Here is a 15769-nt window from a genome sequence, read left to right as displayed (position 1 = left end):
CGCCCCCCCACGGCGCCCGCAAGTCCCGTCCGTCACACAGGTACGCCACACAGGTACGCCACACAGGAATGAGCGACCATGACCGTTGCCCCTGAAGCGCCCGGCGCGCGTCAGGCGACCGGACGCCCGGGCACCACGCTGCCGGGCCCGGCCCGCGGCGCCGATCCGGCCGGTGAGCGCCGCCGCGCCCTGACGCAGCTGCACGCCACCGACGTGTACGCCATGGTCGGAGCCGCCACCGCCGCGCTGTCGATCACCTGGCTGCTGTTCCACTGGCTGCTGCCGTTCAACGGCGCCGTCGGTTTCGTCGTCGTCGCGTACGTCCTCTTCCTGCTGGTGTACGCCCTGCTGGTCTCCTTCGACGAGGACGGGCCCGCGATCGTCGACCGGATCGCGGCGGCGATCGTACGGTCGATGGGTCTGCTGCTCGTCGTGATCCTCGCGTTCGTCGTGTTCTACGCGCTCGTCCAGGGCCGCAAGGCGCTGGTGCACCTGAACTTCTTCACCCAGAGCATGGAGCTGGCCGGCCCGCTGGAGCCGCTCAGCGTGGGCGGCGCCCTGCACGCGGCGGCCGGCACCCTGATCATGATCACGATCGCGCTGCTGATCACCGTCCCGGCGGGGCTGGTCTGCGCGGTGTTCCTCAACGAAGTCCCCGGCGCCTACGCCCGGTTCGTGCGGACCATCGTCGAGGCGATGACGGCGTTGCCGTCGGTCGTCGCCGGTCTGTTCATCTACGCCACCGTGATCCTCGGCCTCGGCCTCGACCAGTCGGGACTCGCCGCCGGGCTCGCCCTCTCGGTGATGATGCTGCCGATCATCATCAGGGCCGCCGACGTCGTCATCCGGCTGGTCCCCGGCACCCTGCGCGAGGCCAGCTACGCGATGGGTACGAGCCGCTGGCGCACCGTCTGGCACGTGGTGCTGCCGACCTGCCGCTCGGGTCTGACGACCGCCGTGATCCTCGGCACCGCGCGCGGCATCGGCGAGACCTCCCCGGTCCTGCTGACCGCGGGCTTCACCAACGAGCTGAACCTCAACCCCTTCCACGACCCGATGGTCTCCCTGCCCCTGGTCACCTTCGAGTTCGTCAAGTCGCCCGAGCCGAACATGATCTCGCGCGGCTTCGGTACGGCGGCCCTGCTCATGGCGCTGGTGCTGCTGTTGTTCGTCGCCGCCCGCATCGTCGGCGGCCGGGGCCCCGGCCATCTCACCCGCCGTCAGGAACACCGGCGCGTCCTCGCGTCCCGGCGTGACGCGCGTCGATTCGCCGAGCGCCGCCCGACGGCCGACCTCGTCACCACCCCCGTCGCATCCGATTCCGGGAGTTCGTCGTGAAACCCGCCACTCGTTTCCGTCTGGCGGCCACCGCGCTGTCACTGGTGTCCCTGCTGTGCGCCCTGTTCGCCGTCCAGCCGCAGCCCGCCGCCGCGGCCTCCTACGCCAAGATCACCGGCTCCGGTTCGACCTGGAGCTCCAACGCCGTCCAGCAGTGGGTCCGCAACGTCAAGGCCAACTACGGCATGACGGTCAACTTCACGGCCAACGGCTCCTCCCAGGGCCGTGAGCAGTTCAAGAACAACACCGTCGACTTCGCGGTCTCCGAGATTCCCTACGGCCTCAAGGAACAGGGCGTCACGGACACCCCGCCGAGCCGCGGCTACGCCTACATGCCGATCGTGGCCGGCGGTACGGCGTTCATGTACAACCTCAAGATCAACGGCAAGATGGTGACCAACCTCCGGCTGTCCGGGGACGTCGTCACCAAGATCTTCACCGGGAGGATCACCCGCTGGAACGACCCCGCGATCGCCGCCGACAACCCGGGCCTGAACATGCCGGCCCGCGCGATCGTCCCGGTCGTCCGCTCCGACGGCTCCGGCACCAGCGCCCAGTTCACCATGTGGATGTCGAAGCAGTACGGCTCCCTGTGGGCCGACTACTGCTCGCGCACCGGCCGCGGCAGCGGCAACTGCGGCATGACCTCCAACTACCCGCTGCTCAGCGGCTCCGCAATGATCGCCAAGTCCGGCTCGCTCGGCGTCTCCGGCCATGTCCGCCAGCCCTCCGGCGAGGGCGCCATCACCTACGTCGAGTACTCCTACGCCAAGAACACCGGCTTCCCGGTGGCCAAGGTGCTCAACAAGGACGGCTACTACGTCGAGCCGACCGCCGCGAGCGTCGCGGTGGCGCTGACCAAGGCCGAGATCAACGAGAACAAGTCGTCGGTCAACTACCTGACCCAGATCCTCGACGGCGTCTACACCAACGCCGACGCCCGCACCTACCCGCTGTCCAGCTACAGCTACATGATCCTGCCGACGAAGGTGGAGTCCGGTTTCACCGCCGCCAAGGGCAACTCGCTGGGCACGTTCGGCCGTTACTTCCTCTGCGACGGCCAGCAGCAGGCGGACGACCTCGGCTACTCGCCGCTGCCGAAGAACCTCGTCCAGGCGGGCTTCGACCAGCTCCGCAAGGTCCCCGGCGCACCCACCGGCTCCATCAACATCAACACCTGCCGCAACCCCACCTTCTCCGGCGGGGTCAACACCCTGATCAAGAACGCCCCGTACCCCAAGTCCTGCGACAAGAAGGGGTTGACGCAGTGCACCACCGGCACGGCCGGCGCCGCGGGCACCGACACCCCGGTGAAGCCGGGCGCGACGGGCGGTAGCTCCTCGGGCGGCTCCGGGTCCGGGTCCGCGTCCGGCGGTTCGTCGTCCGGCGGTTCCGCCGCCACCGGCGGCAGCGGCACGGGCGGTACGGACACCAACGGTGACGGGAAGTCCGACTCCACTGCCGGCGCCGCGGCCGGTGGCACCTCGGGGGCGAGCGTCGACCCCGACACCGGCGAGGTGGTCAGCGGCGACGGGGCGAGCACCGGCGACACGAACGTGGCCGCCAACCCCGTCGCCCTCGCCGCCGACAACAGCCTCGGGATGCGCGGCGCCCTGATGGCGCTGTCCGCGGTCCTGCTCGTCGCGGTGGTCGTGGGGCCACCGCTCACCGCGCGGCTGCTCGCGGGACGTTCGCGCCGCCGTAAGGGGGAGCTGTGATGAGACCGTCGACGACGACACGGATGTCACCCGGCCGGCGCCGGGTGACCGCGGGGGTGGGGTGCCTCCTCTCCGCGCTGGTGCTGGCGGTGCTGCCGCTGCCCAGAGGGGCGGACCAGGCGCGGGCGGCCACGGCGGAGAGCTCGGCCGTGACCAAGAGCGGGGCGAAGGGGGTGTACGGGGACGACTTCTCGGATCTCAAGGTCACCGTGCACCAGACGAAGGACCTGACCGGGCAGGGCGTGCGGGTGACGTGGACGGGCGGGGAGCCGTCCACCAACTCCGAGACCAACTTCCTGTCGGTCATGCAGTGCTGGGGGGACGAGGACTCCGGGCCGGACCGTACGCAGTGCGAGTTCGGACTGGCGGCGGGCGGGCAGAACGGGGACGGCCGGGCCGTGGCCCAGGGTGACACCTCGGGCCATGACCCGCTGGAGTCCGACTCCTCCACCCCGGTCGACAAGAACGGCACCCACTATGTGCCGTTCCAGCCGGTCGAGGGGCAGGGGGACCCCACCGCGGGCCCCACCGACACCACGTACTTCACCGACGGGGACACCAACGCCGACCCGTTCATGCCGAACGACGGGGACGGCGGCGGCGACATCTCGTTCGAGCTGAAGTCGGCTGTGGAACAACCCGCCCTGGGCTGCGGCGCCCGCACCACGTCGGCCGGCGCCATCCAGCCGTGCTGGCTGGTGGTCGTGCCCCGCGGCACCCACGACCCCAACGGGCGGACGCACACCGGGGGTGCCCAGGTCACCTCCTCGCTCAGCCGGTCGAACTGGGACCAGCGCATCGTGTTCCGGCTCGGCTTCGCGCCGATCGCGGACAACTGCGACCCGGACAAGCCCGAGCGCGGGATCATGGGGTCCGAACTGGCCACCGACGCCATCACGTCCTGGCAGACCGCGCTGTGCAAGACCGGGACCTACCGGTTCAACTTCACCCAGTCCGGCGAGGGGCAGGCCAGGACCGCCGTGACCTCGGGCGACTCGGAGGCCGGGCTCGCCCTGACGGTGGATCCCGTCGAGCCGGTCGACGGGCAGGCCCAGGTGGTGCACGCGCCGGTCGCGGTGAGCGGCCTGACGATCGGCTTCGTCTGGATGTACACGCACACGACCGGAGAGGGCGACGACCTGCACAACGAGCAGCTGCCGCTGACGGAGCTCAAGCTCAATCAAAGACTGCTGGCCAAGGTGCTCACCCAGTCCTATCCCTTCAGCGTGACCCAGCCGAGCGACGGCGTTCCCGACTACCTCGCCGGCAACCCGGAGTCCATCGTCAAGGACCCTGAATTCCTCAAGCTGAATCCGGGTCTTGAGGGCCAGGCGGCCGTCAACGCCCCGCTGGGTCTGGCCGTCACCGCGGACAACACCGATTCCGCCCGACTGGTGTGGAAATACATTCTGGCGGACTCCGACGCAAAGGAGTTCATCGAAGGGAAGAAAGACCCCTGGGGAATGAAGGTGAACCCTGCCTACAAGGACGGGGTCATATCGGATTCCCTGGATTTCTTCCCCAAGACGGATCTCACGCCCACACAGGTCGTCTGCCTCACCGGCAACGTGACGCGCACCGCGCAGGACGTGGTCCCCTATGTCAACGACATGCACGACGGGGCGCTGAAGGTACGCCGCGGTTCCATCGGCACCGCGTACACGTGCGCGTCGGGCGATCCGCTGCCGAGGCTGTCGGCCGAACCCCGGCCGATCCCCACGAACCAGCGTCAGTACGGCATCGTCGACAACGCCTCCGCGGTGCGCTACCAGCTGGGCGCCGCCGCCCTGCCGAACGCCGACGGGGACTACGTCACGCCGACCGACGCGTCCCTGCTCAAGGCGGTCGCCGAGATGCCCGACTCGGACGTGGCCGGCGTCAAGGCGTCCGACCCCGCGAAGATGAAGGACGGGGCCTACCCGCTGACCGCCGTGGTCTACGCGGCGGCCTCGCTCGACCAGGCCGCGGATGCCCGGCAGGACTACGCCAAGGTGATGCGGTACGCGGCCGGCGCGGGACAGACCCAGGGCACCGCGAAGGGTGAACTGCCCTACGGATACGCCCCGTTGCCCGCCGCCATGCGCACGCAGGCGAAGCAGGCGGCCGACCGGCTGGAGAAGGGCGTGACCGACGCCGACGGGTCCTCCGGCGGCACGTCCTCGGGCGGCGACGACCTGAGCGGTACCGGCGGTGGCGGCGCGGCCGGCGGAAGCGTGACCGGCGGCACCGGCGGCGGTTCCGCCGGGACGTCGGGCGCCGCGGCCGGTGGCACGGGTGCGACGGGCACCGCCCGGCCCTCCACCGCCCCGAGCGAGACCGACCCGGCCAAGCAGAACGTGGCCCAGTCCGGCGGCTACACCCCGTCGGAGGTGCTCGGGCTGATCCGCTGGGTACTGCTCGGGGTCCTCGTCGCGGGCGGAGCGGCGGCCCTTTCCGGGCCGGTGATGCTGCGGCTGTCGGTGCGCGGGGCGGCCTCGACGAATATCCCTGGAGGAAAACCCGAGTAATCGTCGGATTCCCGTTTCCGGGGCGTATCCGGGCCCAGGGAACGGGAATCCGCACACCGCCTGGTGAGTTCCCTTGGTTTCACCTAGGTAAGAGATTCGTAACCTGATGACCGGCTGGATTTTGTGGTCGCCGGTTCGAGTCTGCGGAATTGTTCTGGGTGGCCGGCCGACGGGTCGGTGGCGAAAACAGAATCCGGATTTGCTTGCACGTCCATTGCTCGATCCGTTTCAACGGAGGAGAAATCAAGTGAACGTCAAGTCCCGCGTGCGTATCGGTGCCGCCGTCGGTACGGTCGCCCTGGGCCTCGGTGCCCTGGCCGCTCCCGCCGCCTACGCCGACCCGAGCTCGGCCACCGACTACCGTCAGCTGGCCGGTGTCGGTTCCGACACGACCCAGGACGTGATGAACGCTCTGGGCAACGCGATCACGAACAGCAACGGCAAGGTCATCGCCTCGTGGAACGCCACCGGCACCTCCACGATCACGACCAAGGCCACCGGCAGCTGCACGATCAACCGCCCCGACGGCTCCGGCGCGGGCATCACCGCGCTGAACACCGCTGTGGACGGCGGCACCGGCTGTGTGGACTTCGCCCGCTCCTCGCGTGGCCCGAACAACACCACCACCACGGACCTGACCTTCATCCCGTACGCCAAGGACGCAGTGTCCTGGGTGAAGCAGTCCGGCAGCGCGCTTCCCGACAACCTGACGACCGCGCAGCTCCAGGCGATCTACACCTGCAGCCTGACCTCGCTCAACGGTGTCACCCTCACCCCGATCCTGCCGCAGTCGGCCTCGGGCACCCGCGCCTTCTTCCTCAGCTCCATCGGCGTGACGACCCCCGGCTCCTGCGTCACCACGAACTCCTCCATCCAGGAGAACGACGGCTCGGTCATCGACAGCGCGGGCGACATCTTCCCGTACTCCGTGGCCCAGTACACCGCCCAGGAGACCGCGACCGTGGACGACCGTCGTGGTGACGCCGTGCTCGGCTCGGTGAACGGCGTGGGTCCGCGGAACGAGGACGACCTCTCGCTGAACCTCTCCTTCCCCTACCTCCGGAACGTCTACAACGTCGTCCCGACCGCCAAGCTGTCGGACGCGCTGATCGCGGACACCTTCGTGGGCACCGGCTCCAAGGTCTGCGCGAACACCAGCACCATCACCGACTACGGCTTCGGCACCCTCGGCAGCGACTGCGGCAGCACGACCCTCAAGGGCGAGAGCTGATCACCGTCCCATAGCCGCACAACGGCCGGGCACCCCATGGGTGTCCGGCCCTGTCGGCGTATTCATCCACAACCCGGACCCAGACCCCGCGGGGGGACCACCACATGAATCACCGTCTCGCACAACTCAGATCACCGGTGGCGCTGCTCACCGGCATCGCCCTGCTGTGCGCCGCCCTGGCCGGGGTCCTCGCCTTCTCGGGCCGGGCCCATGCCGCCACCCAACTCGGCAAGTTCACGATCACGCCCACCACGGGCAGCATCTCGACCTACCCCATGATCACGTCGGTGACGACGACCGCCGGCTGCCCGGACGACACCGCGGGCAAGGCGGCCATCCTCAAGGTGTTCAACCCCACGAGCGACACCACGCAGGCCACCCTCGGCCAGGGCGCCACCAAGATCGTGGCCGGCTCCGGTCCGTTCACGATGGACGTGACCACCCTGGCCGCCGCGAAGAGCCTGGAGACGCGGCTGCGCACCTGGATCCCCGACGGATCCCTCGACGGCACCTACACCCTGGGTCTGGGCTGCGGCGGCGGCACCGACGTCCCGGTCTTCCTCGCCAAGGTCCGGATCTCCGGCGACACCTGGACCCTGCTCGAACAGCAGGCCACGACGCTCGCGGTGAGCGCGACCACCGGCGTCGCCGTGGGCGGCGACCTCAAGCTCACCGCCACGGTGCTGCCCGCCGCGGCGGCCGGCTCCGTGGAGTTCAAGAACGGTGACACCTCGCTCGGCACGGCGCAGGTCACGAACGGCACGGCGGAACTCACGGTCAAGGCGCCGGCGATCGGCGGCCCGATGCCCTTCACCGCCTCGTTCACGCCCACCGACGCAGACTCCTACTCCAGCGCCGAGGCCACTGGCACCGCGAACATCGACTACGTCGTCTCCGCCAAGGACGCCGACGGCACCGCCCTCGGCGACAAGCCGACCCTGTCCATCGGGCAGAAGGTGAAAGTCACTGCCAAGGGCTTCACGCCGGGGTCCGCCGTGGCGGTGACCCTCAGCCTGGCCACCGACTCCGACCTGGGCAGTGCGACCGCGAACGCCGACGGCACCGTGGCCGACTACGCGTTCACCGTGCCCAACGCCCTGACCAACGGCGACCACGCCCTTCAGTTCTCCGAGAAGTCGGGCATCTACGCCGCGTTCAACTTCGTCAGCACCGACGCGGACACCTCCAGCCCCAGCCCCACCGAGAACCCCGACCTCACCGTCACCGACGAGGACGGCAACACCCTCGACACGAACCCGAACCTCGAAGCCGGCCAGAAGGTGAAGATCACCGCCCGCGGCTACACCGCGAGCGCCGCGGTCAAGGTCACCCTCGCCGACAGCGACGCGACGTTCGACGACGCGAAGGCGGACTCCGACGGCACCGTGAAGAACTACGCGTTCACGGTCCCCAAGGACATCGCCGACGGCGACCACACCCTGACCCTCGCCGAGGACAAGACCGACGGGCACAGCGTCGACTTCGCGTTCACCACCGGCTCCGACGACTCCAGCGAGTCCCCCGAGCCCAGCGCCTCCGCCTCGGACTCCGGCGGCACGGACACGGGCGGTACCGGCGGCGGTTCGGACAGCGGCGGTTCCACCGGCGGGGACACCGGCGGCTCCGGCAACGGCGGCGGCTCCATGGCCTCCACCGGTGCCCAGGTCGGCGCCATCGGCCTGGCCTCCTTCGCCTTCCTGTCCGCCGGAGGCGCACTCGTGCTCCACATGCGCCGCAAGGGCCTGCTGACCTTCGGCGGCGACACCCCGCAGCACCGCTGACCGACCGATCGGCCGACGGGCCGGCCCGGGGGCACACGCCGACGTGTCCCCGGGCCCGCCCGTTCACCCAGGACCCGCCAGAGAACCCTCCGCTTCGAGGAGCGCACCCCGTGACCACCCTCGCCCCACCCTCGGCCGGCGCCTCGGCGCCCGCCGACGGACCGCCCGACCCGCCGCCGCCCCCGCCGGCCACCGAGCCGCGCCGGGAGACCCCGCGGCCCCCCGCCCGCCCCGGGCTCGCACTCGCCGGCGCGGCCCTGTGCGTTCTCGCCGCCGTGCTCCTCGGCTTCGCCGCGAACCTCACGATCGTCGGCCACCTCCAGCACGCCCGCGACCAGCAGACCGCCTACGACGAACTCCGCAAGGAACTCGCCCTGGGCACCGCCCCCGTGGGCCAGCGGGACTACGAGGGCAAGCTGCTGAAGCCGGGCGCGCCCGTCGCCCTGCTGCGCATCCCCGCCCTCGGTCTCAAGGAGGTCGTCGCCGAGGGCACCACCTCCGAGGTGCTGATGGCGGGGCCCGGGCACCGCAGGGACACCCCGCTGCCCGGCCAGGCAGGCACCGCGGTGATCATGGGCAGGCAGTGGGGATACGGCAGCCCCTTCCACGACCTGCACCAACTGCCCGTCGGCAGCCGGATAGAGATCACCACCGGCCAGGACAAGGCGGTCTACGAGGTCACCGGCATCCGCCGGGCCGGCGACGAACTGCCCGCCCCGGTCGCCGAGGGGCAGGGACGGCTCACCCTCATCACCGCGACCGGGGCGCCGTACACCCCGAGCGGAGTGCTCCGGGTCGACGCCAAGCTGGTCACCGCCGTGCAGCCCAACCCGCCGCGGGATCTGCGGGCCGGCTGGATCGCCGACTCCGAACAGGCCCTCGGCACCGACTCCGGCGCCTGGCTCGGCGTCTTCCTGTGGACCCAGGGCCTGCTGCTCGCCTCGCTGCTCGCGGTGGTCGCCTTCCGCGTCTGGGGCCGCTGGCAGACCTGGATCTGCGCGGGCCCGCTGCTGCTCGCCCTCGGCCTCGCCGACTCCCAGTCCCTCACGGCACTGCTGCCGAACCTGCTCTGAACCCGCCCCGAACCACCGGCCACCGCACGGAAGTTGACCAACCGAATGTCCGAGAACACCGATCTCGTCGACACCGTCGTCCAACCGCCCGTCGAGAGCGTCCGGGACGGCGGACCCCGCTTCGGGGACGGCCCCGCCTCCCTGCGCGCCGACGCCGTCTCCGCCTGGTTCGGCGACCACAAGGTCCTCGACCGGGTCTCGCTCACCATGCCCGCGCGCCAGGTCACCGCGCTCATCGGCCCCTCCGGCTGCGGCAAGTCGACCTTCCTGCGCATCCTCAACCGGATGCACGAACTGATCGGCTCGGCCTCGCTGGCCGGGCGGGTCCTTCTCGACGAGGTCGACATCTACGACCGCGGGCGGCGCATCACCCACGCCCGCCGCGAGATCGGCATGGTCTTCCAGAAGCCGAACCCGTTCCCGGCGATGTCGATCTACGACAACGTCGTCGCCGGCCTCAGGCTCAACGCCATCAAGGTCGGCCGCGACGGCCGGGACGACCTGGTCGAGGAGTGCCTCACCAAGGCGGGCCTGTGGAAGGAGGTACGGGACCGGCTCCGGCAGCCCGGCGGCGCGCTCTCCGGCGGCCAGCAGCAGCGGCTGTGCATCGCCCGCTCGCTCGCCGTACGGCCCCGCGTGCTGCTGATGGACGAGCCGTGCTCGGCGCTCGACCCGACGTCCACCCGCCGGATCGAGGAGACCATCCACGACCTCAAGGACGAGGTCACGATCGTCATCGTCACCCACAACATGCAGCAGGCCGCCCGGGTCTCCGACAACTGCGCCTTCTTCCTCGCCTCGCACGGCACGCCCGGCGTGATCGTCGAGCACGGCGGCACCCACGCGATGTTCAACTCGCCCCAGGACGAGAGGACCTCGGACTACGTGAACGGACGCTTCGGGTGACGGGGGCGGGGGGCGGACGGGTCGCCGGGGCGCTGGCGGCGGTACTGCTTCTCGCCGGGTGCGGGGCCGGAGCGGGTGCGGGGTCAGGGGAGCGGGCCGGGGGCGGAGCCGGGGGTGACGCCGGGGGTGGGGCGCGGGTCCCGGACACCGCTGATCGGGTGGCGACGCCCTCGGCGTCGACGACGCCGTCGCGGCCGGCTCCGTCCGTCTCCGCCTCCCTCACGCCGCCGGTGCGCCGTGCCCCGCGGTCAGGTACGCCTCGTCCGTCGGCGAGCGCGGCGGGCCGGGTGCCCGGCCCGGACCTGTCCCACCGGGTGCCCGTCACGTCGTCGCGCCGTCCTGCCGCCGGTGCGCCGGCCTCGGAGGTGCCGAAGACCCCGGAGGCCGCGACCGGCACCACCATCCGGATCGGCACCTGGTCCGCGGGCGTGATCCGCGGCGGGCAGGACGAGGTGGACGCCTGCGAGGACGCCGTGCAGTGGGCGGGCCCCAACATCGGCACCGAGGACGGCTACGAGATGCGGACCGTCGTGATCGTCGGTCACGACTACTGCGGCTTCGACCTGTTCGCCACCCTCCGCGTCGGCACCCGGGTCGCCATCGGCACCCCGCGCGGCACCTGGACGTACACCGTGTACGCCAACTACGTCACTCCGGGCCGCGGCGCCCCGGCCGCCGGGCTCTACTGGGGCGACCTCACCCTCCAGTCGTGCGTGGGTCCCGACACCGGGTTCAGCTACCTCGTACGGGACTGACCGCTCACGGCGCGCTCGGCCACACCAGGAGCATGTACGCCCCGCAGTACGCCGAGCCCGCGATCGCCGCCGTCAGGGCGAGTAGGCGTACCCGTGCCGAGGCGCGGGCGAGATACCCGGCGAGCGGCAGCAGGAGGGGGAAGCCGGGGAGGAGGAAGCGGGCGCGGGGGAAGTAGACGCCGCCGCTGGCCGCCACGATGACCAGCAGGACCGCGCTGAAGACGAGCAGCGGGAGCGGCTGCCGGTCCGCCGCGGCCAGTCCGAACAGGACGAAGGAGGCCAGCATGGTCAGGCTCACCACGACCAGGAACAGCTCCGGGCGCGAGACCTGCCCGAACAGGTGCCGCAGCCAGCGCAGCGTCTCCGCGCCGCCGTCCAGCTCGTTGTGCCACATCCGCTGTACGGCGAAGTAGCCGTCCCAGCGGTGGAGCCTGACGCCCACCCAGCCGACGTACGCGCACCAGCCGAGGGGCGCCGCCAGGGCCGCCGTCAGGGCGTGGGGCGAGCGGTGGGTGCGGAGGGAGAGCAGGGCGGTGACGGTGACCGCGGCGGCCACGGCGATGCCGGTCGGCCGGGTCAGGCCGGCCAGGACCGAGCCGGCCGCCGCGTACAGCCAGCGCTCGGTCAGCACCGCGTACAGCGTCCACGCGGCGAACGCCGTGAAGAGGGACTCGGTGTAGCCCATCCACTGGACGAGTCCGACCGGGTACGCCGCCCACAGCACGGTGAGCAGGACGCCGACCCGGCGGCCGGAAAGCCGGTCGCCCACCGCGAACACGCCCCAGGCCGCGAAGAGCGAGGCCAGCCACGAGAGGACCAGCCCGGTACTGGCCCGGGTGCCCGGGGTCAGCACCGCGACGGCCTTGACCAGGAGCGGGTACAGCGGGAAGAAGGCCAGGTTGTTGTGGTCGTACGCGGTGCCGAGTACGTGGGCGTACCCGTGGTCGGCGATGCCGAGGTACCAGCGGGAGTCCCACTGCGTCGCCAGCATCGGCCACACCCCGTGGTGCCGCCGGTGCGCCCAGACGGCGAGGACCAGCAGCCCCGTGAGGCGTACGGCGAGGTACGCGGCGAGCGCCGGAGCGGCCCGGCGCAGGGCGTGGCGGGGGACGGTCGCGGTGGGGAGGCGGGGCCGTCGGGTGCCCGGGATGTGCCCGTGGGGGGCGGTGTCGGGGGCGGTCGAGGACACGGCGGCTCCAGTACGACGGCTGCGGCGGGCGGTACCGGATCACCGTTCCCCGGGAGCCGGGGCGGGGTGCGGTGGGTGGGTCGGTCGCCGTCGCGAAATCACCCGTAGGGGTGCCCCCGGGCTCGGGGGCACCCCTCGGTGCGTCAGATGCCGGCCGCGGCCGAGAGGTCGTGCTTGATCGCCGCGAGCAGGGCGCTCGCGGTGGCGCGGGCCGACGGGAGGTCGGTGTGCGCGGCCACCGGGACCACCACCTCCAGGTAGCACTTCAGCTTCGGCTCGGTGCCGCTCGGGCGGACGACGACCCGGGCGCCGGTGAGGGTGTAGCGGAGGCCGTCGGTGGGCGGCAGCCTGTCCGTGCCCCGGGTGAGGTCCTCGGCCTTGGTGACGGGGAGGCCGGCGAGTTCGGCCGGGGGGTGCTCGCGGAGGCGGCGCATCGCGTCGGCGATGACGGAGAGGTCCTCGACGCGGACCGAGAGCTGGTCGGTGGCGTGCAGGCCGTGTTCCACGGCGAGGTCGTCGAGGAGGTCGAGGAGGGTGCGGCCCTCCTCCTTGAGGACCGAGGCCAGTTCGGTGATCAGGAGGGCCGCGGTGATGCCGTCCTTGTCGCGGACGCCGTCGGGGTCGACGCAGTAGCCGAGGGCCTCCTCGTAGCCGTAGCGCAGGCCGTCGACGCGGGCGATCCACTTGAAGCCGGTGAGGGTCTCCTCGTAGCGGAGGCCCGCCTTCTCGGCGATGCGGCCGAGGAGGGAGGAGGAGACGATCGACTCGGCGAAGACGCCGGTGGCGCCGCGGCGGACCAGGTGGGCGGCGAGCAGGGAGCCGACCTCGTCGCCGCGGAGCATGCGCCACTCGCCGTCCTGCTTGACGGCGGCGGCGCAGCGGTCGGCGTCCGGGTCGTTGGCGATGACCAGGTCGGGGTCGGTCTCGCGGGCCTTCGCGAAGGCGAGGTCCATCGCGCCGGGCTCTTCCGGGTTGGGGAAGGCGACGGTCGGGAAGTCGGGGTCCGGGTCGGCCTGTTCGGCGACGAGGGCGGGGGCGGGGAAGCCGGCGCGGGCGAAGGCGGCGAGGAGGGTGTCCTTGCCGACGCCGTGCATGGCCGTGTAGACGGTGCGGGCGGTGCGGGGGGAGGCCGGGGACAGGACGGCGTCCGTGCGGGCCAGGTAGGCCTCCAGGACCGTGTCGTCGAGGGTTTCCCAGCCGGTGTCGGGGCGGGGGACGTCGCGCAGGGCCGTGATCGCCTGGATCTCGGCGGCGATCTCCGCGTCGGCGGGCGGGACGATCTGGGAGCCGTCGCCCAGGTAGACCTTGTAGCCGTTGTCGCGGGGCGGGTTGTGGCTGGCGGTGACCTCCACGCCGGCGACCGCGCCGAGGTGCCGTATGGCGAACGCCAGGACGGGGGTGGGGAGGGGGCGGGGGAGTACGACGGCCTTCAGGCCGGCGCCGGTCATGACCGCGGCGGTGTCGCGGGCGAAGTCGGCGGACTTGTGGCGGGCGTCGTAGCCGATGACGACGGTGCCGGTGCCCTGGCCGTGGTTCCTCAGGTACGCGGCGAGGCCGGCGGCGGCCCGGATGACGACGGCGCGGTTCATGCGCATCGGGCCGGCGCCGAGTTCGCCGCGGAGGCCTGCGGTGCCGAACTGGAGGGTGCCGCTGAAGCGGGCCGACAGTTCGGTGAGGTCGCCGGCCTCGATGAGCTTGGCGAGCTCGTCGCGGGTCTCCGGGTCGGGGTCCTCGGTCTGCCAGGCTCGGGCCCGGGCGATGAGATCGTCGTGCACGGTCGTCGTCCAACCTCTCGTGGTGTGCCTGCGGCGCCTGTGCTGCTTCGGTGGGGGTGCGCGTAGCGCCTACGGGTGGTGGTGGGTCGATCATCCATCCGGGGAGCCTCGCCTGCCGGCCGACGGTGGCTGCAGCGCCCCGTAAGGGGCGCGGGGAACTGCGCGAGCGGCCGCGACGGGTGCGCGGACGCCGACGGACCGCGCGTGGCAACCCGGATGGCGTCGCTCAGAGCCTGCCCAGTACCTGCGCCAGCAGCTCGCCCATGCGTGCCGCCGAGTCGCGGCCCGCCTGGAGGACCTCCTCGTGGTTGAGGGGCTCGCCCGTCATGCCCGCGGCGAGGTTGGTCACGAGCGAGATGCCCAGCACCTCGGCGCCCGCCTCGCGCGCGGCGATCGCTTCGAGAACCGTCGACATGCCCACCAGGTCCGCCCCGATCACCCGGGCCATCCTGATCTCGGCCGGCGTCTCGTAGTGCGGGCCGGGGAACTGCGCGTAGACGCCCTCTTCGAGGCTGGGGTCGATCTCCTTGCACAGGGCGCGCAGGCGGGGGGAGTAGAGGTCGGTGAGGTCGACGAAGTTGGCGCCGATGATGGGCGAGGTCGCCGTCAGGTTGATGTGGTCGCTGATGAGGACCGGCTGGCCGGGACGCATGCCCTCGCGCAGGCCGCCGCAGCCGTTGGTCAGGATGATCGTCTTGCAGCCGGCGGCCACGGCGGTGCGGACGCCGTGGGCCACGGCGGCGACGCCCCGGCCCTCGTAGTAGTGCGTGCGGCCCAGGAAGACCAGCGCGCGCTTGTCACCGGAGGAGTACGAGCGGATCTTGCCGCCGTGTCCCGCCACGGCCGGCGGCGGGAAGCCGGGCAGCTCGGTGACCTGGAACTCGGCGTCGGGAGCGCCCAGGGCGTCGACGGCCGGCGCCCAGCCGGAGCCCATCACGAGGGCGACGTCGTGGGTGTCGGCGCCCGTGAGTTCGCGCAGGCGGGCGGCGGCCGCGTCGGCGGCGGCGTGGGGGTCGCCCTGGATGTCGTCCGGAAGAAGAGATGCGTTCACGCGGATGAGAGTAGCTGGTCTGGGCCTACGCGCGTAGATGACGGAGCTCATGGGATTGCGATCGTTGTCTTGTCGTTTCCGACGAGGGGTGTGACGCAGGTGACCTTTGCGGCTGCTGTGAGGGGTCTGTGCGGCTTTCGGGGCGCGGTCACTCGTCGGCGACGAGGACGTCCTTGTCGTTGAAGACCTCGACGATGAAGATCAGCAGCCGGCCCCGGCTGACCGTGTACTCCACGAGGACGTTCTGCGTGAGGCGGATGGTGCGGTCGTCCCCGGTGGAGCTTATGGGGCGGGACACCGAGAGGAACGGGTCGCGGGCGAGGAGGGCGATGCCCTTGTCGAACGCCATCCGCTGACGATCGTCCAGCCGGTCGCGGGCGGCCGCTGCCTGCACGGTGTAGTACACGTCGTACGTGGTGGGGGACATCCGCTCTCCCGGTGGTGC

General features: G+C 71.6%; 12 protein-coding genes. 8 read left to right on the top strand and 4 right to left on the bottom strand.

Annotated features, from left to right (window positions below; genetic code table 11):
- The first annotated feature begins 78 nt into the window (after window positions 1-78).
- The 8 genes from pstA to ACGF5O_RS13600 all read left to right on the top strand — a co-directional run bounded on the left by pstA (window position 79) and on the right by ACGF5O_RS13600 (window position 11309).
- Window positions 79-1338, top strand: coding sequence for a phosphate ABC transporter permease PstA (gene pstA / locus ACGF5O_RS13635; protein WP_393810039.1), 1260 nt, complete (start codon window positions 79-81; stop codon window positions 1336-1338).
- Window positions 1335-3056 (top strand): phosphate ABC transporter substrate-binding protein PstS, encoded by a 1722-nt coding sequence (pstS, locus tag ACGF5O_RS13630; RefSeq protein WP_393810038.1) that lies wholly within the window; start codon window positions 1335-1337, stop codon window positions 3054-3056. Before pstA ends, pstS begins: the two co-directional genes overlap by 4 nt.
- Window positions 3056-5563: a hypothetical protein gene (locus tag ACGF5O_RS13625; RefSeq protein WP_393810037.1), complete on the top strand. Its 2508-nt coding sequence runs from the start codon at window positions 3056-3058 to the stop codon at window positions 5561-5563. Before pstS ends, ACGF5O_RS13625 begins: the two co-directional genes overlap by 1 nt.
- A gap of 247 nt (window positions 5564-5810) precedes the next feature.
- Window positions 5811-6794 carry a substrate-binding domain-containing protein gene (locus ACGF5O_RS13620; RefSeq protein ID WP_362595004.1) on the top strand — a complete coding sequence of 328 codons (984 nt, stop codon included), beginning with the start codon at window positions 5811-5813 and terminating at the stop codon, window positions 6792-6794.
- Window positions 6795-6898: 104 nt separating this feature from the next.
- Window positions 6899-8575, top strand: coding sequence for a hypothetical protein (locus tag ACGF5O_RS13615; protein WP_393810036.1), 1677 nt, complete (start codon window positions 6899-6901; stop codon window positions 8573-8575).
- Window positions 8576-8685: 110 nt separating this feature from the next.
- On the top strand, window positions 8686-9648 hold the full coding sequence (locus ACGF5O_RS13610) for a sortase (RefSeq protein WP_393810035.1): 963 nt from the start codon (window positions 8686-8688) through the stop codon (window positions 9646-9648).
- Between the two features lie 45 nt (window positions 9649-9693).
- Window positions 9694-10554 (top strand): phosphate ABC transporter ATP-binding protein, encoded by an 861-nt coding sequence (locus tag ACGF5O_RS13605; RefSeq protein WP_393810034.1) that lies wholly within the window; start codon window positions 9694-9696, stop codon window positions 10552-10554.
- 287 nt (window positions 10555-10841) lie between these two features.
- Window positions 10842-11309, top strand: coding sequence for a hypothetical protein (locus tag ACGF5O_RS13600; RefSeq protein WP_393810033.1), 468 nt, complete (start codon window positions 10842-10844; stop codon window positions 11307-11309).
- A gap of 4 nt (window positions 11310-11313) precedes the next feature.
- On the opposite strand, the gene ACGF5O_RS13595 is transcribed toward ACGF5O_RS13600, so the two are convergent.
- The 4 genes from ACGF5O_RS13595 to ACGF5O_RS13580 form a co-directional block, all read right to left on the bottom strand.
- Window positions 11314-12498, bottom strand: a complete 1185-nt coding sequence (locus ACGF5O_RS13595; RefSeq protein ID WP_393810032.1) for a hypothetical protein — start codon at window positions 12496-12498, stop codon at window positions 11314-11316.
- A 143-nt stretch (window positions 12499-12641) separates the two neighbouring features.
- Window positions 12642-14273 (bottom strand): phospho-sugar mutase, encoded by a 1632-nt coding sequence (locus ACGF5O_RS13590; protein WP_393810031.1) that lies wholly within the window; start codon window positions 14271-14273, stop codon window positions 12642-12644.
- A gap of 226 nt (window positions 14274-14499) precedes the next feature.
- On the bottom strand, window positions 14500-15324 hold the full coding sequence (locus ACGF5O_RS13585) for a purine-nucleoside phosphorylase (RefSeq protein WP_351485257.1): 825 nt from the start codon (window positions 15322-15324) through the stop codon (window positions 14500-14502).
- Window positions 15325-15472: 148 nt separating this feature from the next.
- Window positions 15473-15751, bottom strand: a complete 279-nt coding sequence (locus ACGF5O_RS13580) for a type II toxin-antitoxin system RelE/ParE family toxin (RefSeq protein WP_393810030.1) — start codon at window positions 15749-15751, stop codon at window positions 15473-15475.
- Window positions 15752-15769: the final 18 nt, after the last annotated feature.

The organism is Streptomyces sp. NPDC048291 (genome assembly GCF_043201715.1).
GTDB lineage: Bacteria > Actinomycetota > Actinomycetes > Streptomycetales > Streptomycetaceae > Streptomyces.
This window is presented reverse-complemented; position numbering and strand designations above follow the sequence as displayed.